This is a genomic window from Kribbella sp. NPDC056345, assembly GCF_042262745.1.
GTDB lineage: Bacteria > Actinomycetota > Actinomycetes > Propionibacteriales > Kribbellaceae > Kribbella.
On record NZ_JBHJQQ010000014.1, the window covers coordinates 147,633 to 163,964 of the forward strand.

The window sequence follows — 16,332 nt, forward strand, 5'->3', positions numbered from 1 at the left end:
CAACGCATGCCCCTGACTGACCGGAGAACCGGTCCGCCCACCAGGCACTCGCTTCCTGTTCCTGAGTCCCGCCATAGCCGGTCCTCCTCTCATCTCGTTTCTGTTGCCCCAGGCACCTTTGCCCGAGTTGTGCAGGAGGCAGGATTCGAACCTGCTCAGCCCGAAGGCACCGGGGTTACAACCCGGCCCACCTCTCCCACGGTGGCGCTCCTGCCCGGCGGTGAGAGTGAGATTCGAACTCACGGACCGGCCGAAGCCGATCGACGGTTTAGCAAACCGCTGCCCCTACCAACAGGCGAACCTCACCTCGGGAGCTGCCGTGTCCCCTGAACACGGCAGTCCCCTGTCAGCCCTTGACGCAGATGACCTGCTTGAGGTGGGCGACGACCTCGACCAGGTCGGACTGGGCGGCGATGACCGACTCGATGTCCTTGTACGCCGCCGGCAGCTCGTCGAGCACACCGGCGTCCTTGCGCGACTCGACACCCGCCGTCTGGGCGATCAGGTCGTCGACCGTGAACCGGCGCTTCGCCTCGTTGCGGCTCATCCGCCGGCCTGCCCCGTGTGAGGCCGAGTAGAAGGACCGCTCCGAGCCGAGCCCACGCACGACGTACGATCCCGTGCCCATCGATCCCGGGATCAGCCCGAGGTCACCGGCGCCGGCCCGGATCGCACCCTTACGGGTGACGAGCAGGTCCAGCCCGTCGATGGTCTCCTCGGCCACGTAGTTGTGGTGGCACGAGATCGGCTCGTCGAACCGGACCTCCTGCGGGAACGACTCCCGGATCGCCCGCATCACCAGCGCCAGCATCGTTGCGCGGTTGCGTGACGCGTACTGCTGGGCCCAGGTGAGGTCCCGCCGGTACGCCGCCATCTGCGGCGTACCGGACAGGAACACCGCCAGATCGCGGTCCGGGAGATCCGCGTTGTGCGGCAGCTCCTTGGCGATCGACATGTGCCGCTCCGCCAGTTCCTTGCCGATGTTGCGGCTCCCGGAGTGCAGCATCAGCCACACCCGGTCCTCGTCGTCGAGGCAGACCTCGATGAAGTGGTTACCCCCACCGAGCGATCCCATCTGCTTCTGGGCCTTGCTCTCACGCTGCTGCACGCCCTTGTGCAGCTCGCCGAACGACCCCCACAGCCAGTCCCACGCCCGCGGGTTCAGCCCGAGACGCCGAATACTGACCGGCTCGTCGTGAGCCCGGAACCCAACCGGTACGGCGGCCTCGATCCGGGACCGGATCCCGGACAGGTCGTCCGGCAGGTCCGCCGCCGTCAGTGACGTCAGCACACCCTCCATCCCGCACCCGATATCGACCCCGACCGCAGCCGGCGACACGGCCTGGTACATCGCGATCACAGACCCCACCGTCGCGCCCTTGCCGAGGTGCACGTCCGGCATCACCCGAACCCCGTGCACCCACGGCAGCGCAGCAATGTTCCGCAGCTGCTGCAGCGCCTGCGCACCCACCTCGTGCTCCTGAGCCCACATGAGCGTGGAGCTCTTGGCTCCGCTCAGCTCAACCGGAAACTCCACGTTCATCCCCTCACCCTTCTCGTGTGTGTACATGCGGCAAGGCAGGGACTTGAACCCTGACACCCCGTTGAGGGACAGGCCGTTTTCGAGACGGCTGCCGTTAGACCGAAACTCGGCTTACCTTGCCGGACTGACGCCGTACCGATGCGCGTCAGGACGCTGCCAGGGCAGGGCTCGAACCTGCGGGACCTCGGGTCAGAACCGAGGGTGGGTCACCGTCGCCCACCTGGCATCGCGCTCCAACGCGACACCGGGTGGTGTCACGTCAGAGCGATATCTCCGCACGCGAGGGGATCCACGGCTGCCACAACAGCGGCATACCGGCTTCCTCGGGCGTGCGTGAGCCCTTCTTCTCGTTACACGACGCGTGCGCGGCCACAGCGTTCAGCCACTCACCACGTCCACCACGAGAGCGCGGTACGACGTGGTCCATCGTGGTCGCGCCCTTCAGACCGCAGTAGGCACAGGTGTGCTTGTCACGCCGCAGTACGCCGGCCCGCGTGTACTGGAGGCGCCCGGATGCGTAACGCCACTTGGTCACGACGTAGCGCACCAGTCGCAGCACCCGGGGAAGAGGGAACGGTCCGATGCTGGCGCCGTCATGTGCTTCCTCGACGACGGCCACCTCACGGACGAGCATCCTGATGGCGTGCTGAATCGACACGACATGCAGCTGCTCGTACGACGCGTTGAGAACGATCACACCGCTCATGTGTTCCCTCCTCCCTTCCAGTGTGCCCGACCGCGCCACGCGAGGTCAGGTGTTTCGGTGTCGGTGCGGCCCCAGGGAGTCGAACCCTGAACCTCCTGGTTCTAAGCCAGGTGCCTCTGCCAGTTGGGCCAGAGCCGCAAGTACTACGGTGAGTGGCGGTACGGCGTACAGAGGGTGTCCGGCGGGACTCGAACCCGCTTCCTCCGGGGTCACATCCCGGTACCTCGACCACTTCGGCCTCGGACACAGCACGCTCGGCAGGACTCGAACCTGCAACCTCCTGCTTCGTAGGCAGGCGCTCTCTCCACTTGAGCCACGAGCGTTCGTGCAGTGCACGTTTGGGGCGCCCGCTCGGCCGGTAGCAAGCATCCTGCGGGCGCCTGGTCCAGCTGGAGGGACTCGAACCCCCGTCTCCCTCAACCCAAATGAGGTGGCCTGGCCACTGGCCCACAGCTGGCGAACAATGCAATTGTCAATTCTGCGAACGGGCATCCGTAAATACCCGAAGAATGCATCGGCGCCGGGAATCCCAAGGCACACCGAAGATTGGTCCGTATGTGGACAAAACAAAAGAGCCGCCTACGGCCGGTTGCCCGGCCCAGACGGCTCCTGAGGTGTCTCCCTCGCGGGATCACCCAGGCGGACCGCCCGAACGCAGGCTCTGCTCACTGCCGAGTTCGTGATAGAAGGCATCGATACGCACGGTTCGCAGGCACGACAGCAAAGCCATGGGGCTACGCCGCCACGCCTTCCTCGCGTTCTGCTTCCCGGTCACGATCGTCTCCTAGTCAGTAGTCCTTGCGGGGAATAGTCTCACCCAACCCACTATCCCAAGTCAACGCATTTCCCACACAATTTCTTCCCACCCATTTACCCGCCCATTCCCCACCCCGCCGCACCCCACGTGCCGCACCCCACACCCCGACCCCGGTATCCGATTCGAACTCACCCCCCACCTCCCGCTACACTCTTCCCTCGGTACCACCCGCCGCCTTAGCTCAGTCGGCAGAGCGTCTCACTCGTAATGAGAAGGTCGTCGGTTCGATTCCGACAGGCGGCTCCAGCAAGGCCCCTCTGACCAGGCAAAACGCCTCAGTCAGGGGGGCCTTCGTCATGTCCCAGAAGTGGCAGGTACACACAAAAGTACACAAAGGCGTTTGAGGCCCCGCAGGTACCGGTAGACCGGGAGACCAAAGGGGCGCCCTCGAACGGTGCACACGGAGCGCACCTCAGGACCGCGGTTGGAGTGCTCGAGGCAGGATCGCTGCAGGTATGTGGCCAGCGCCGCCGCCTCGGAAGATCAAGTCTCGGGTCCGCCCTGGAGGTTGATGGGATCCGTGGACGGTCGTGGCGGCCGTTGGCAGCCATCTGTCGAGGTTGGGATGCGCTGGATGGCCGCCGGAGGTGACAGCCTGTGCGCCTTAGGTCTCGACACCACTCCCGCGAGCGGCCGAGCGTGAGGCGAGGCAGACCAGTTCGGTGCTTCCGACGGCCACTGGGGCACAGTGACTGCCGAGGTGTTCGCCGATCGATGGGTTCCTGCCGGCGACGAGACAGACGAGATGAAGCCGTCGGTGTGGCCCGGGCTGTGAACCCTGCCAGATCTGGTCCATGTGTGGTCTCGCGGCAGACGCTCGGTGGACCCTGCCCTCACCACCCGGAGCCTCAGCGGAGCGGGGTGCGAGCATCAGAGTCGTTGGTGGTCCCGGGATGGCCCGGCAGCGGCCTTGTGAGAGTCAAGTGAAGCCGTCAGCAAGACCGCGCGGAGCCCAGGAACAGTCCTGGTCTGGAGGTGGTCTCGCGGCAGACGTTGAGAAGACCCGACAAGCGACACCGTGCGGCCGCGGCAGCGCCGCCTACAAGGTCTAGATTCCCCGGTGGGTCAGTCAGGTCGACCTGTCAGCAGAGGCAGCCGTGCTTTGCCGTACACCGCATCGCAGGTAGTGAGATCGACTGCTGCACGGCCTGCAGGCCGTTGCGCGTCCTGCGCGGACATGGCCAGGGATAGGCGCCGTGTTTCCGGCTGGCTGCGACCGGTGACTCGCTCAGCTCGACACTCAGCTACTGGCCACGTCTGCGTCTGACCTTAGTCGTCAGGCAGACGAAGAGAACTCGTTGCCAGCGGCGACCAAGTTAGTCCAGACCGTTGTGTCGAACGAGTGACTTGCGCCTTGCTGCAAGCGGCAACTGCAACTGGTGCCGTGGCGTCCAACCGCGAGCGGTCGAAGCCGGCCGCAGGCCGCGTTACGACTCGGCTCGTCGGTCACCGTGCGGGAGGATCCTGCAGGGCGGCGAGCAGGGTGTGGGATGTCCAAGTGGGTTGTACTCCGGGCCGGCCAGCGAGGTAGTCCGCGGCGCGAGCCAGTGTCCAGCCGTGGGCGTCGCACAAACCGGAGGCCAGCATGGCGAGGTAGGCCGTTGACGGGGCCAGGGGTGCGACATCGGCGGCGGTCCAAGGGGCGGTGAAGGTGAGGACGGGGTGGCCGTCGAGGTCGCCGGTGTACAGCAAGGTTTCGTAGCGGCCTGGTCCGAGCTGGGTTCTGCCGGTGGCCAGGACCATGGTGAGGTCGAGATCGTCGCCAGGCTCGCGGTACATCTCCTGGGCGACGATGTCAGCGAACTGGCCGCTGGTGATCAGATATGCACGCGCCGGTGCGGTGCCCGGCAGCGCGGGATCGTAGAAGGCTCGGCCACCGCCCCAGACCTGAGACTCGGTCGCGAAGTAGATCCCGCCAGACAACGAGTGTCCGCGCGTCGCGGCCGCGGCGCGTGGATCCCGACACCCGGGGTAGGCCCGGGATCCTCCCTCGGGGGTACCGCCCGCCAGATAACATCCGAACCGGCCGGCGTTCATGTTCGAGCCGTAACTGACGCACCAGACCCACTCCGGCCGGGAGGCAGCGAGACGACCTACTCGGTGAACGGCGGCCTCATCCTTGCAGAGGACGCGGCGCCCCTGGACCTCCTCGGCGGCCCGACCGTCACCGTCCAAGCCGGTCCGCGCCTGCTTGCCGTCGTTCTCGTCATTGGCCGTCACGAGCTCCAGTGTGAGCCATCCCGTAAGTAATGCGATGGCGGTCAGGCAGCACACGACGCGGCGACTACTGATCTCGACGATCACCGGGAGCGCAGATGCTGAGCCGGCAGCCCGGGCCATGGGGATCCGCGGAAAGAGCAGTAGATGCCTCGGCAGTTCAATCTCAGGATATCTATCCGACCTGACGGCGGCCCAGATCAGCTGCGAGTGTGGTCAGGTCTAAGCCGCAAAACGGCAGATCCACACCTGATGATGCCGGCCAAGCCGGGCTCGTCAACCGTCACTTTCACGCCTGGCAGCTGGGCGCCGGAGACTGTCAAGGCACGAGTGATCGTCTCCGGCGTCATCGGACCCCTCCAAGACAGCTTCCAGCTGTTCTCCGCCCCCGACAGTTCGAAGTCCGTCAGGTTTGCACAACAGCCATAGCTCCAGGCCGCGTGGCGAGCGAAGAAGAACTGCCCGAGATCCCAGCGGTCATCGGGCGTCCGGCCGCTGCAGCGGGCAAGGAGACCTGCGAATAGCCGTTTTGTGTCCTCGCTCATCGGAGCCGCATCCTCGAGCGCCCTTCCCGTTGGGCCGCATCGGGGGGGGCAGCACCCAGCGAAGTCGAGGATCAAACCACGATATGGAGCAGGCAATGGGGGGCGTTTCTCTTGCCAAGCCAAGCTGCTGCCGCAGGTGGCCGGGCGCGGCGAGATCGGCGGCCTCGGCGGGGCGCCGGCTCGGCGAAGTCGCCGTGCTGGAGGACTCCCCTGAAGCACCTGCTACCGCCCACCATCACCGTGAGGTGGTCGCTCTGCACGCGCCACAACTGGTCGTGGTCGCCATCGGGCGGAGGCGGCCCGTCCGGCGTCCGCGCCCAGCTGTAGACCAGCCCAGGCCGCAGCTGGACGCAGCAACGACCAGCACCCGGGCCGCCGTACGCAGCTGTTGTTCAGAACAACGTGCCCATCAGCTTCTCGACGGCCTTGACTAGGAGCCCGCCGACCTCGGAAGTAGCGCTGCTTCCGACTCCTTTGGCCAGACTCTTTAAAACCGGTACGACTTTCTTCTTCATAACGCCCGGCTTGGCGGCCAGGGCTTTGAGCTCGTCGGCCGCTGAGTCCGCAGCCCGGGCCGATTCCGGGTCCAGATTGAGCAGGGCTTTCATCTGCTCGTACGCCGCCACCAGCTGCAGCAGTTCCTGCTGCTGCGCGGCAGTGATGGTCGTTGTCACCGTCTGGGCGACATCCCCCACACCGGCGACCGCGACCTGGTTGCCGTCGCCGTTGACCACGTTGAACACCGTGCCTGTGAACGGTGACGCGGCGTCGTTGACTGAACGGCCGGACTCCACCCGGTCCTCCCCCTTGGCGGAGATGTGCGCAGCCCAGATGATGCCGCTGCCGTTCGGCTGTCCGCCGATATAGCCCCGCTTGTGGAGCCACTTCTCGGCATCTTCGCGTTCTTCTTCGGTGAACGCCGAGCCGTAGAACGTCCGTGCAGGCTGCTGGAGGGTACGGACCTTACGGTCGTACAGGTCGAGCAGTGCGACGTCGCGGGGGGCCTGCCGGCGAGCCAGAGCGTTGCCTTGCTGAGCAAGCAAGCCTGCGACCTCCGCGACCCCTTCCGGAGTCAGCTCGCAGCTGTACTGGTTGAAGTCGAGGAGCGTGACCAGGTTGCCGATCCAACCGCGATCCTCCAGCTGGATTAGCTGGTCGTGGAGATCGCTTCGGCTGGCGTCGTCAGGCTGCTGGGCGAGTAGCGGCCCGAGCGCGACGCTTGAGTACGGCTTGCCATTCGCGCCGGCTAGATCCGCGCCGCTAGGTCGAACCTGCGCAAGCACTGCTCGCCGAGCAAGTAAGGCTGTTCCATGACCGATAAGACTATCGCCGACGCCTCCCGGTTCCCGGCCTGAACAACGGAAGACCGCCGTCCTCCACAGGCGATCACCACGAGAGGTGATCCGCCTCAGGCCTGCAGCGGTGGCCAGGGCGCTGGCGTCCATGGCACCTGGTTGAGTCGCTCCAGGACGGCTTCAACGGACCGCTCGGTGGCATCGGCGTTGCCCTGCAGATCGCGTGCTGGCAGCTCGCCTCCGACCTTCTGTGCCCACCGCTCACCGCTGTCAGTGCGGTCTGGAGAGTGGCGGGTTAGGTACTTCTGCTCGAACAGCCATCGACCCAGCAAGACCGGGATGGTGTCCCCGTTCTTGTCTGGGTTCCCGCGCAGCTTATCCACCGCACCTACCGAGTGGACATCAAGGATCGGTGCAGGTGCGTCGGCCGGCCGGTGGACGCGTACGGAGACGAACATGCCAACCGGCGCGTCGCTGGGTAGCCAATCGGCGAGCACCACCCAGCAGCTGATGTCGGCCGGCACCGGCGCGAACGGCGACGACGTCCACGCGAGGGCGCAGCTTCCCTGGACGAACTCGATCGGGAGCCGCGCGGGCTCCTCCCGCACATCAATCTCGGTCGCGATCCCAAGTTTCATCGCAGCCTGGCCTTCCTCGAAAGCGTCACATGGATGCGCCGCAGTGTGCCCGCCAATGCTTGCAGCGCTATACCGCGCCGAAGCCCATCGAGCAGTGTCGCGGTGTCCTCAGCCGACCACGCCGAGCCGGCACGGCGCGGTCCTGACCCGGCGCCCTTGTTCCAACTGTCAGTGGTCACGTCATAACGTTATCGACAACCGGCGACCGAATCTGCAGGTTCCGCGAGTCCACGAGCCAGCAGCCCGCCTGGAGTCTTGTGTGTCTGCTGCCCACGACGATAGACATCGCGAAGTTCCCCCTGTCCCCCCGGGGTGCGATGAAACGATTGCGCAAAGCCGCTTATCGCCAGTGGCTCCGAACCAGCTGAGGGGGACTCGACCGGCTCCACGGCGCTTTGCGAGAAGGGTTTCCCTCCCAGGTGATCCAGGTTGGCCAGGCATCCGATCCATATCGACTGTTTGCACCCCGTTGCAGGCACTGATCTACGCGCGTCGCCGCCTATAAGTGCGGTGGCTGGATGATCTCGCATGCGCCACGAGGCTGGATCGATCGACTCGGTAGCAGCGACTAGAGCAGCGAGAGCTGTTCGTCGTCAGGGAAGTCGAAGTGGACCATCTGCTCGGTCATGACCTTCCCCGTTTCGAGAAGCAGTTGTGCTTCGCGAGCGTTGAGCACGAAGACTCGGAGCTGACCAGGTAGGCGTTGCATTGAAGTAGGACTCGGGCGGACTACTCCGTACAGCCGTGTGCCTAGTTGGATCGCTGTGCCGTAGGCGTGTTCTTTCTTCGGACCGTCCGTGTCGATGGTCGCGGTCTTGCCCATCTCGTTACGCCACACGTATTCGATGATTTTGTTGTGAAGCTCGTGGGTGCGAGTCTCGGAGACCTTCTCAATCCACCGTGAAGCGGCGTCCGCTTCGGCTTGGTCCAGACGCTGCCGCTCGTGCTCAGCCGCTTCGGCTGCGGATCGGCGTTGTTGCTCCACGGCCTCTTGACGCAGCCGGTCCTGCTCGAGCCTTGCGTGAAACCCCCGCCACCAATCTTCATCACGTTGCGCCTGCTCTTGTTGTCGCCGGGCCTGCTCTGCCGCATGTTCGGCTTCATGCCGGCGTTTGTCATCCTCGCGCTGCCTCCGCTCGGCCGCCTGCTGCGCTGCCTCGGCCTCTTGCTGACGTTGTCTCCAGGCGTCTTGCCGTTGGCGCATGAGTTCGTGCCGGCCCTCGGCCTCGACGCTTGCTGCCATGGTCCAGAGTCTGTGGCGCCAGGCGTAGCGAGTGGAGTCAACCTTGATCTGCCGGTATCGGGACAAGACATCATGGACGACGACCGAACCGTCTTGAACACCCTGCACGAACTCGGTCAATGTCAGACGATCCGGTGTTTGCCATCGGCCTCTCGTGAACTGAAAGCCCGCAGCGCCGTCGATGATCACGGCTTCGGCCGCTTGTTCGGCGACGCGAATCGCTGGGACTGATCCGAGCCAGGTAACAGAGTTCGGGGTGACCCAGCAGACCTCGATGCCGTCTGCTTCGTAGCGTGCGGTGCGGTAACGGATGTCGTCCTCGCTGATCGGCGAGAGCTGAGCCTCCCAGGCAATCGAGCGAGCCTGGTCTGGCGAGGTCGCAAGAACGTCGGCGCGCCAACTGGCGTTCGGCCCAGTGACTTCCAGTTCGGCTTGCCAGCCGGCCGACCGTGCGGCGTTGGCCAGCGCGAGCTTCAGTTGGTGATGCTCCAGGGACTCGTTGAGCCAGGCGCAATCGGGCGGCCGACCCGGGTCGTGAGCAAAGTGGCGCATGCCGCGGCTCGACACACGAGCGTGTACTCCGTGGCCGCACTCCGGGCACCGCAGCACGACACGCGGCCGTACCTTGTGCACCTGGTCCCAGGTCAGGCCGCAGCCGAGATCAGGCAAGGTCGCGTCGACGCGACCAGCATCAGCATGCATCGCGGAAAAGGCCATCACCGGCTCCAGCGGCGTGGGGACATCGGGTTTCCTCCATGGGACGGTGCGCGATGACACCATCACATACAGGTGCGACATTTCTTGGGCGTGGACGCCTCGGTCCTGGATCCTGCGGGTCGGTCCTGCCCGGCGGCTTGTGTTGAGGACAACTGATACGAGGCCCGCTTGGTCAAGGTCAGGACTCAGACGTCGGCAGGGATGGGTCGTTGCGCTGGAGCAATTGCTGAGAGGTCTGTGGCCGCGCCCCCTCGGCGTCGCTCTGCAGTGTCGGATGCAGCGCGGCGTTCTGACACTGGGCTGATCAGTCGGTCGGCAGCGTCTCGACATCGGAGACAGCAAGGTCGCTGCGATATCGCAAAAACCGCACCTGATGGCGATAGTGACCGTTCTCCTCCACCGCAGCGTCGGCTTCGACCTCGGCCACGATCTGCGGCCGGACTTTCACAATCGGGGTCTTGCTCTGTCCCCAGTGAGTGCTGAGCTGATCCGGCCATGGGTGCCTGGTCCCGGCAGGCTTCAGTAGCTTGCCGATCCCCCGTGACTGCGCGGTGGTCAGTGGCCCCGTTCGGCCCACCACCTCAAGAGTCTTGCCACGATACCGGCCTACGACGAGGACCTCGGGGTGCTGCAGCGACCTGGTAACTGCACCGATGATCGCCTCGACGACGGTCGTACAGGTCGAGCAGTGCGACGTCGCGGGGGGCCTGCCGGCGAGCCAGAGCGTTGCCTTGCTGAGCAAGCAAGCCTGCGACCTCCGCGACCCCTTCCGGAGTCAGCTCGCAGCTGTACTGGTTGAAGTCGAGGAGCGTGACCAGGTTGCCGATCCAACCGCGATCCTCCAGCTGGATTAGCTGGTCGTGGAGATCGCTTCGGCTGGCGTCGTCAGGCTGCTGGGCGAGTAGCGGCCCGAGCGCGACGCTTGAGTACGGCTTGCCATTCGCGCCGGCTAGATCCGCGCCGCTAGGTCGAACCTGCGCAAGCACTGCTCGCCGACGACTTCGCAGCGATCGCCGTCTATGCGCTGACTCGCTGAGCCAGGCCGGGGTAGTTGATAACGAGGCCGTGGGGGTCCAGTTCGAGGTCGGCCTGGAAGTCACTGTCGGTGCTCAGGTAGCGCACGCGTGACGTGTCGAGATGTTGGTAGCGCTGCGGGGAGAGGTGCACGGCGAGATCGGGGAGGGATACCCAGGCCATCAGGAAGTCGACGGTCCCGGGGTGGCGGTCGAGCTCGTGGCGGCGGACCGGCATGAGGTTGGTGAGAGGGGAGTAGGCAAGATCGCAATCGAGCGCGCCTTCGACCATGCCCAGGTCTTCGGTTGGCCTCGGCAGGTCGACGTCGCCTTCGGTTGAGGACGTGGACTCCCAATGGCCGGCGCCGTCCGACCGGAGATCGAGCCGACGGGTCCAGCCGTCACCGGTCGCGGTGAGTTGGAGTCGGCGGGTCACCCAGTGCGCACCGGTCTCGAGTTCGTAATCCACCCGGTAGGGCAGCGGATCAATCCCCAGCTGAGTCCCGCTCGCCGTCAACCGGTCAGCCCCAAACTCCACCCGAGCAACTTCCGCCCGCCACATATCCGTCCCACTCCACACCACCATCATCCGCAGGCTCCCTCCCTCGGTTGACCCGACTTTCGCCCGATGCCGCGATATAAGCCTGCCAGTGGGCGAAAACCCCGCCAGCGGCACCTCGGATTACGGCCTGGAGGACGGTCAGCAGATGGGGTGGCCTTTGCGCCAGTTGGTGATCATTTGGTTGAGGTCGTCGTGGAGGAAGTCGAAGAACTCGGCGGCCTCGGCCGGCCGGCGGCTGCGGCAGCGCCGTGACGACGTCGAGCGGCAGCTGCGCGGCTCCGGTGCCTTGCTCGGCTGATCAGGCCGGCGGAAGTGTTTCGACGTCGCCGGGGTCCATGTCGCTGCGATACCGCAGCAGCCGCATTGGGTGGCGGTAGCGGTCGCCCTGCTTTGCGGTGTCGGCCAAGACCTCGACCACCACCTTCGGGCGGACCTTGACGATCGGCGTCTTGCGCTGACCCCAATGCGTGCTGAGTTCGTCCGGCCATGGATGCCGAGCACCGGCCGGTTTCAGCAGGGCGCCGATCGTCGCCGACTGGGCCGCGGACAGTTCACCCGTCCGGCCGATCACCTCCAGCGTCTTCCCGCGGTACTGCCCCACGAACAGCGCCTCGGGGCGGGCCAGCGATCCGGCGACCGCACCCAGAATGCCCTCCACCGTGTGTCTGGTCTTCCATTTCGCCCAGCCGCGCTTCCCGGGCAGATAACGGGTGCTCGCGCCCTTCACCACCAGCCCCTCAACCCCGGTCGCCGTGGCCTGGTCCAGAAAGTCCCGCGCCTCCTCGAGATCGGTGAAGGCCGGCGGCAGCTGCAGCGGCGCCTTCCACCCGGCCCCGAGATCCTCCAGCCGGGCGCGCCGCTTCGTCCAGCGCATGACGCGGCTGTCGACGTCGTCAACGGCGAGCAGGTCGAACACCATGAACAGCGCCGGCGCCTTCGGGACCAGCTCCCGCCGCACGACCTCCGCCCGGCTGCTGTTGCGCAGCTGCAGCGCGTCGAAACTCGACCGGCCGTCGACAATCACAATCAGCTCGCCGTCCAGCACACAGTCGATGCCGATCTGCCGCGCGAGAGCGGCCTGGATCTCGGGGAACTTCGCGGTGAAGTCCTTGCCGTTGCGCGACCACAACCGCACCTGCCCGTCCCGGCACACCGCTCCAGCCCTGAATCCGTCCCACTTCATCTCATACCTCGAACCACCCGGCATGGCGTGCTCGCCGGGCACCTGCTCGACCGGTTCAGCGAGCTCGAACGCCACTGGCCCGGCCAGGCCGGGCGAAACGTTGCCCACAGCCCCAGTGTGACCTCCGTTGCCCGCCCGGCGACATATGGCAGCCACACCGATCTCACGTCGAGATTGCCTCGATCCCGTCACGTGTGGCTACGCACGGGGCTGATGCTGGACCGGGCCGCACGAGAAAGTTCCCGTTGCGTCGATCTTGAGGTTGGAGCAAGACGTGCTGGTTCGCCGCGGGAGAGTCGCCTCGAGCGAGGCTCAAGTTCGCATCACAGACGGTATCGCCATGGCTCTAACGCCGTGCCAAATCCTCTAGCCCGACCACGCCGTCCTTCGTGACTGCTACTGCGTTAAGCGCCTGGCGCAGGGCGTTCTGCCGCAGTCCCTCATCGGTGACCTGGAAGAGGGTGCCCTCGCGACGTGCCGGGCCATCCTCGTCCGCGGGTAGGTACGGCGACGAGTGCGACGTCATCAGGCCCATCCGGGAGAGCATCGCGTGGGTATCCCAGACTTCCTTGCTTTGGTCGTACCAACTCAGCCGGTCGTGGGCGAGCAGCCTGAAACTGTCCGAGGTCTCCTGAAGGCCTATCTGCCCGTAGTCGCGGAACATCAGCCATGCCGCGATCTCTGAATTGGTCAGCACATGCACCCAGCCCATCGAGAAGAACTCGATCGGGATCGCGATGAACGCCTCCTTGCCGGGCCGCTTCCAGGGTTGCGGGTCCTGGTCCGGCCGAGGCCCGACCTCGAGGTTCAGCCGGACTGGCGGGCCAGGTGGAGCCAACCGCTCGAGCAGGACGTGCGCGGGGTCGGCGAGCAGGTCGAGCGCGTTGTACACCTGTTCCGTGCGCATCTGCCGGTACCCCTTCCTGTAGGCGGTGCCGGGACGAGGGTTGCTGCCGGGTGCGATCAGGTTGATCAGCGCGATGTCCTCGTCACCGTCACTTCTGATCGGGTAGTTCAGCCGCGAACTGAATCTGCCACCGGGCTGGCACTGCGCGGCCGCGAGCAAGACAAGGTACAGCCGGTATGCGACGCCGCGCGAACGGATCAGCGTCTGCGCCGGCGGCTTGAGCCGGGGCCGCCGATCGTGATCGCTCTCGATCTCGATCGCGACAGACCTGCGGACGAACCGGCGCCGCACCAGGATGTGTGACGGCTGATTGCTCTGGTCGTAGATCCGCCTGAAGGTGGCCACGGCCTTCACGAAGGTCTGGCCTGGCTGCTCCTTCCGGAGTCGCTCGAGGTGGTCGAGACGGCTCTGCAGCCGAGAGGCCGTCGTCCGTGGAGTCGATGTAGACATTACGACCCCCCGGTTTTGACCCACATAATGACCCGTTACCTCGGATGTCCTGATCAATCTCCAACCACTGTGGGTCAGAACCGGAATCATACCGGCGCTTCTCGACGCGACACAACGCCACCGTCTCCTGCATGGTGTGTCTCGGCACCGCGAGCAGCGGGGCCGACGAAAGAGCGGCGGGTCACCTCGCACAAGGTGCCCGCCGCAGAACGAACCCCCACCGAGAAACAAGAGGAGTTCCCGATGATGGTAACGATGTCCGGCCGCGGGCCGGAAGACCGTCCGCCGCGACTGCCGCTGCTCAGCGACCGCGGACTGCTGATCCTGCTGGCAGCGGTCCTGATCGGCCTGGCCGCGTCCAGCTCTCCGAGATGGACCGTCGCAGTGTCAGTTGCGATCGGTGCCGCTGGCGTCCTGGTCACGCTGCTCCGCGACCGGTAGACGACGCCGCCGGGCCTCGGAGAGTGACAGCTCCCGGGCTGCGCTCTCCGAGCCCGGGAGCTGGCCCAAGGCCCGGCCGCCAGCGACAGCATGCCAGATCGTTACGGAATTTCGGCGGGGATCGTGGCGGCGGCCCTCAGACGCAGTTCGGCCGAGCCCAGGCGGATCGTGCTCGCGATCCTGGGCTGTTCGGTGCTCACGATCACGTCAGCCAGATCGATGCCCGGCGTCAGGAGGGGCCGGAGCAGGGTCTCGGGCGCCAACGCGTGGCCCCAGGTCAGTTCCCAGCTATCCCCTGCTCCGTGCAGGTCGAAGCCGCCCCTCCAGCGGTTGCCGGGCAGATCGGGAAAGTCCTCGTCATCGGCGAACAAGAACTGGCCGATGTTCCAGCGGCCGTCACGGCTGCGGCACGAGGAACGCGCTAACAGCGCCGCGAACAGCCGCTTGATGTCGTGGCTCATCGACGATGCTTCCCTGAGAGCGGCTATCTCCTCGGCGTCCAGTGACCCGCGCGCGGTCTCGTCTGCGATTTTGCGGTACCAGCCGGGCCCGGTCCCGGTCACCGTGATCCGGCCACCGGTAGGCAGGTGCACGAACTCGTAGCCCTTCGGGCCAGAGGGCAGGATCCGCAGACCCGGCAGCTGCGGTCGGCCGGTTCCTTGCGGGCCGAACGAGCAGGCCAGGTTGTCCGCGGCGTCTGCGTTGGCCATCACGAAGATGTCGTACTGCGCGCTGGCATCCCAGTCGTAGCACAGCATCCGCGAGATGTTGCGTGGTCCGGGCGTGAACGCGAAGTAGAAGAGCAGCGACCGTAGGTCCAGCTGGCCTGGTGTGCAGGTGTCCAGACCGTGGGTGCCGTCGCGGCTGATGCCGCGGCGTGCCATCTGCGGGGTCTCGCCGGTGTAGCGGCGGCGTCCGCGCGCCAGCCGTCCGCGATCGGGCATGAGCACAGTCCTCTCCCACCAGCCCGGCCAGGCGAGACGTTGCGAGGGCTTGTATGCCGTACTGACTGGACTGGGTGACCACACCCTTTGGCCGTCCTATGGGTCAGTGCTCGCCGGGGAGCGTTGCCCGAGGGCCTTACGGGCGTCCAGCACCCGCCAGCGAGGACACTAAGCCCTTCCGGCGATTCATCCCAGTAGGTCGCAGTACTCGGCGCGTCGGTAGCAGGCGACTGCAGATCCCGTACGTTGCACTCCGGATCGGTCTGAGACGAGCAGTACAAGTCCGCCTGGTGGGATCGGCGATCGAGTGACCGTAGTCAGGTCACGGTATGGAGTTGGCCGTCGCAGCGCTGCTTGTCGTTCAGGTCTCCGGCTCCCTCCCGGCTGTGTGCCAGCGATCGTTCAGGTCCTTCTTCCATCCCTTGGGAGGTGGCCATGTCACTCCCCATGCGGCGAGCTGTGCCCGGGTGAAACCGCCGGCGGCGGTACGCGCGGCTTCGGTGTCGTCCGGGGAGGGCAGATTCGGCAACCGTTCCCGCTCTGGTGCGCTCAGCAGGGAACCAGGTGTCGAAGGTGAGTGACGCCGATCGGCCGGCGAATCGGCACTGAGGCGAGAGTGGGGTGCTCGCTCGCTCGGCCCGTAGTCTGCGCCCTCGTGAATATCGACCAAGCCGACTGACTCGGGTATCTCGACCTCCGTGCGGCCGTTCCAACGTACCCACAGCGCCACCCGTCCGGCCTGGGCTTCGGCCTGCAGTTTCTGCAGCGACCACACCTTCCCGTGCTTGTCTATCTCGATTGCGACCGCAGGCTGTTGTGCGGGTCGAGTGCAGACCAGATCCAGCCGTGCGCGCCGAGGCCCGGCTTGTGTCATGCGGGTGAGCTGTCCCCATGCCTCGTAGGCGACCATCCATCCTTGCGCGGTGGCCCAGCGCGCCGTTTCGCTGGTCACTAGCCTTGTTGCCTGCACCGCGGTCAATCCGCTCAGCCGCAGCGGGTGAAGGTGCCGGTACAGCGAAGCCGCCAACGTCGTCGTCTCATCGCGCGGTGAAGCCATGTGTCCGCGATAGAGCTGCGACACCGTGCGTCGCAGGTTCGAATCCTGCGGGGG

15 protein-coding genes and 9 tRNA genes are annotated in these 16,332 nt (G+C 65.9%); 4 read left to right on the plus strand and 20 right to left on the minus strand.

The features are described 5' to 3' along the window. Positions 1–130 precede the first annotated feature (130 nt). From ACFCV3_RS35520 to ACFCV3_RS35565, 10 genes are all read right to left on the minus strand, one after another. A tRNA-Tyr gene (locus ACFCV3_RS35520) sits at positions 131–214 on the minus strand. Positions 215–218: 4 nt separating this feature from the next. Then, a tRNA-Ser gene (locus tag ACFCV3_RS35525) sits at positions 219–307 on the minus strand. Positions 308–346: 39 nt separating this feature from the next. After that, the gene (locus tag ACFCV3_RS35530) at positions 347–1,543 is read right to left on the minus strand and encodes an RtcB family protein (protein ID WP_376038010.1); all 1,197 of its coding nucleotides are present in this window, start codon (positions 1,541–1,543) and stop codon (positions 347–349) included. Positions 1,544–1,571: 28 nt separating this feature from the next. Next, positions 1,572–1,664, minus strand: a tRNA-Ser gene (locus tag ACFCV3_RS35535). 32 nt (positions 1,665–1,696) lie between these two features. Next, positions 1,697–1,769, minus strand: a tRNA-Gln gene (locus tag ACFCV3_RS35540). A gap of 33 nt (positions 1,770–1,802) precedes the next feature. Continuing rightward, positions 1,803–2,249 carry an HNH endonuclease gene (locus ACFCV3_RS35545; protein WP_376037939.1) on the minus strand — a complete coding sequence of 149 codons (447 nt, stop codon included), beginning with the start codon at positions 2,247–2,249 and terminating at the stop codon, positions 1,803–1,805. A 64-nt stretch (positions 2,250–2,313) separates the two neighbouring features. Continuing rightward, positions 2,314–2,387: transfer RNA gene (locus ACFCV3_RS35550), tRNA-Leu, on the minus strand. Between the two features lie 35 nt (positions 2,388–2,422). Continuing rightward, positions 2,423–2,496: transfer RNA gene (locus tag ACFCV3_RS35555), tRNA-His, on the minus strand. A 2-nt stretch (positions 2,497–2,498) separates the two neighbouring features. Further along, a tRNA-Arg gene (locus ACFCV3_RS35560) sits at positions 2,499–2,572 on the minus strand. Between the two features lie 58 nt (positions 2,573–2,630). Further along, positions 2,631–2,706: transfer RNA gene (locus tag ACFCV3_RS35565), tRNA-Pro, on the minus strand. Between the two features lie 530 nt (positions 2,707–3,236). Between ACFCV3_RS35565 and ACFCV3_RS35570 the strand changes: the two genes are divergently transcribed. Then, a tRNA-Thr gene (locus tag ACFCV3_RS35570) sits at positions 3,237–3,312 on the plus strand. 1,200 nt (positions 3,313–4,512) lie between these two features. Here the strand turns inward: ACFCV3_RS35570 and ACFCV3_RS35575 are convergent. From ACFCV3_RS35575 to ACFCV3_RS35595, 5 genes are all read right to left on the minus strand, one after another. Continuing rightward, the gene (locus ACFCV3_RS35575) at positions 4,513–5,286 is read right to left on the minus strand and encodes a histone deacetylase (RefSeq protein WP_376037942.1); all 774 of its coding nucleotides are present in this window, start codon (positions 5,284–5,286) and stop codon (positions 4,513–4,515) included. 934 nt (positions 5,287–6,220) lie between these two features. Continuing rightward, the gene (locus ACFCV3_RS35580; RefSeq protein WP_376037944.1) at positions 6,221–7,111 is read right to left on the minus strand and encodes a hypothetical protein; all 891 of its coding nucleotides are present in this window, start codon (positions 7,109–7,111) and stop codon (positions 6,221–6,223) included. Positions 7,112–7,236: 125 nt separating this feature from the next. After that, positions 7,237–7,761 (minus strand): hypothetical protein, encoded by a 525-nt coding sequence (locus ACFCV3_RS35585; RefSeq protein WP_376037947.1) that lies wholly within the window; start codon positions 7,759–7,761, stop codon positions 7,237–7,239. Between the two features lie 568 nt (positions 7,762–8,329). Then, on the minus strand, positions 8,330–9,802 hold the full coding sequence (locus ACFCV3_RS35590; RefSeq protein ID WP_376037950.1) for a competence protein CoiA: 1,473 nt from the start codon (positions 9,800–9,802) through the stop codon (positions 8,330–8,332). A 223-nt stretch (positions 9,803–10,025) separates the two neighbouring features. Next, positions 10,026–10,301 carry a hypothetical protein gene (locus ACFCV3_RS35595; RefSeq protein ID WP_376037952.1) on the minus strand — a complete coding sequence of 92 codons (276 nt, stop codon included), beginning with the start codon at positions 10,299–10,301 and terminating at the stop codon, positions 10,026–10,028. Between the two features lie 73 nt (positions 10,302–10,374). Here ACFCV3_RS35595 and ACFCV3_RS35600 point away from each other — a divergent pair, with 73 nt between their 5' ends. After that, positions 10,375–10,575: a hypothetical protein gene (locus ACFCV3_RS35600; RefSeq protein ID WP_376037954.1), complete on the plus strand. Its 201-nt coding sequence runs from the start codon at positions 10,375–10,377 to the stop codon at positions 10,573–10,575. Between the two features lie 163 nt (positions 10,576–10,738). On the opposite strand, the gene ACFCV3_RS35605 is transcribed toward ACFCV3_RS35600, so the two are convergent. Further along, positions 10,739–11,323, minus strand: a complete 585-nt coding sequence (locus tag ACFCV3_RS35605; protein ID WP_376037957.1) for a putative glycolipid-binding domain-containing protein — start codon at positions 11,321–11,323, stop codon at positions 10,739–10,741. 118 nt (positions 11,324–11,441) lie between these two features. Between ACFCV3_RS35605 and ACFCV3_RS35610 the strand changes: the two genes are divergently transcribed. Beyond that, positions 11,442–11,594 (plus strand): hypothetical protein, encoded by a 153-nt coding sequence (locus tag ACFCV3_RS35610; RefSeq protein ID WP_376037959.1) that lies wholly within the window; start codon positions 11,442–11,444, stop codon positions 11,592–11,594. Here ACFCV3_RS35610 and ACFCV3_RS35615 read toward each other — a convergent pair whose 3' ends face one another. After that, a complete protein-coding gene (locus ACFCV3_RS35615; RefSeq protein WP_376037962.1) occupies positions 11,595–12,587 on the minus strand; it encodes an RNA ligase family protein in 993 nt (330 codons plus the stop codon). Between the two features lie 238 nt (positions 12,588–12,825). Further along, positions 12,826–13,836: a hypothetical protein gene (locus ACFCV3_RS35620; protein ID WP_376037964.1), complete on the minus strand. Its 1,011-nt coding sequence runs from the start codon at positions 13,834–13,836 to the stop codon at positions 12,826–12,828. Positions 13,837–14,079: 243 nt separating this feature from the next. Between ACFCV3_RS35620 and ACFCV3_RS35625 the strand changes: the two genes are divergently transcribed. Beyond that, complete coding sequence (locus ACFCV3_RS35625) at positions 14,080–14,277, plus strand: hypothetical protein (protein ID WP_376037967.1); 198 nt, start codon at positions 14,080–14,082, stop codon at positions 14,275–14,277. Positions 14,278–14,378: 101 nt separating this feature from the next. On the opposite strand, the gene ACFCV3_RS35630 is transcribed toward ACFCV3_RS35625, so the two are convergent. Together ACFCV3_RS35630 and ACFCV3_RS35635 are read right to left on the minus strand one after the other, a co-directional pair. Beyond that, positions 14,379–15,221: a hypothetical protein gene (locus ACFCV3_RS35630; protein ID WP_376037968.1), complete on the minus strand. Its 843-nt coding sequence runs from the start codon at positions 15,219–15,221 to the stop codon at positions 14,379–14,381. Between the two features lie 361 nt (positions 15,222–15,582). Beyond that, the gene (locus ACFCV3_RS35635; RefSeq protein WP_376037970.1) at positions 15,583–16,302 is read right to left on the minus strand and encodes a hypothetical protein; all 720 of its coding nucleotides are present in this window, start codon (positions 16,300–16,302) and stop codon (positions 15,583–15,585) included. Positions 16,303–16,332 lie beyond the last annotated feature (30 nt).

Coding starts and splice junctions, on each gene's coding strand:
- ACFCV3_RS35530 (WP_376038010.1), bottom strand. CDS start 1,543: ATGAACGTGGAGTTTCCGGTTGAGCTGAGCGGAGCCAAGAGCTCCACG.
- ACFCV3_RS35545 (WP_376037939.1), bottom strand. CDS start 2,249: ATGAGCGGTGTGATCGTTCTCAACGCGTCGTACGAGCAGCTGCATGTC.
- ACFCV3_RS35585 (WP_376037947.1), bottom strand. CDS start 7,761: ATGAAACTTGGGATCGCGACCGAGATTGATGTGCGGGAGGAGCCCGCG.
- ACFCV3_RS35590 (WP_376037950.1), bottom strand. CDS start 9,802: ATGTCGCACCTGTATGTGATGGTGTCATCGCGCACCGTCCCATGGAGG.
- ACFCV3_RS35600 (WP_376037954.1), top strand. CDS start 10,375: ATGATCGCCTCGACGACGGTCGTACAGGTCGAGCAGTGCGACGTCGCG.
- ACFCV3_RS35605 (WP_376037957.1), bottom strand. CDS start 11,323: ATGATGGTGGTGTGGAGTGGGACGGATATGTGGCGGGCGGAAGTTGCT.
- ACFCV3_RS35610 (WP_376037959.1), top strand. CDS start 11,442: ATGGGGTGGCCTTTGCGCCAGTTGGTGATCATTTGGTTGAGGTCGTCG.
- ACFCV3_RS35620 (WP_376037964.1), bottom strand. CDS start 13,836: ATGTCTACATCGACTCCACGGACGACGGCCTCTCGGCTGCAGAGCCGT.
- ACFCV3_RS35625 (WP_376037967.1), top strand. CDS start 14,080: ATGATGGTAACGATGTCCGGCCGCGGGCCGGAAGACCGTCCGCCGCGA.
- ACFCV3_RS35630 (WP_376037968.1), bottom strand. CDS start 15,221: ATGCCCGATCGCGGACGGCTGGCGCGCGGACGCCGCCGCTACACCGGC.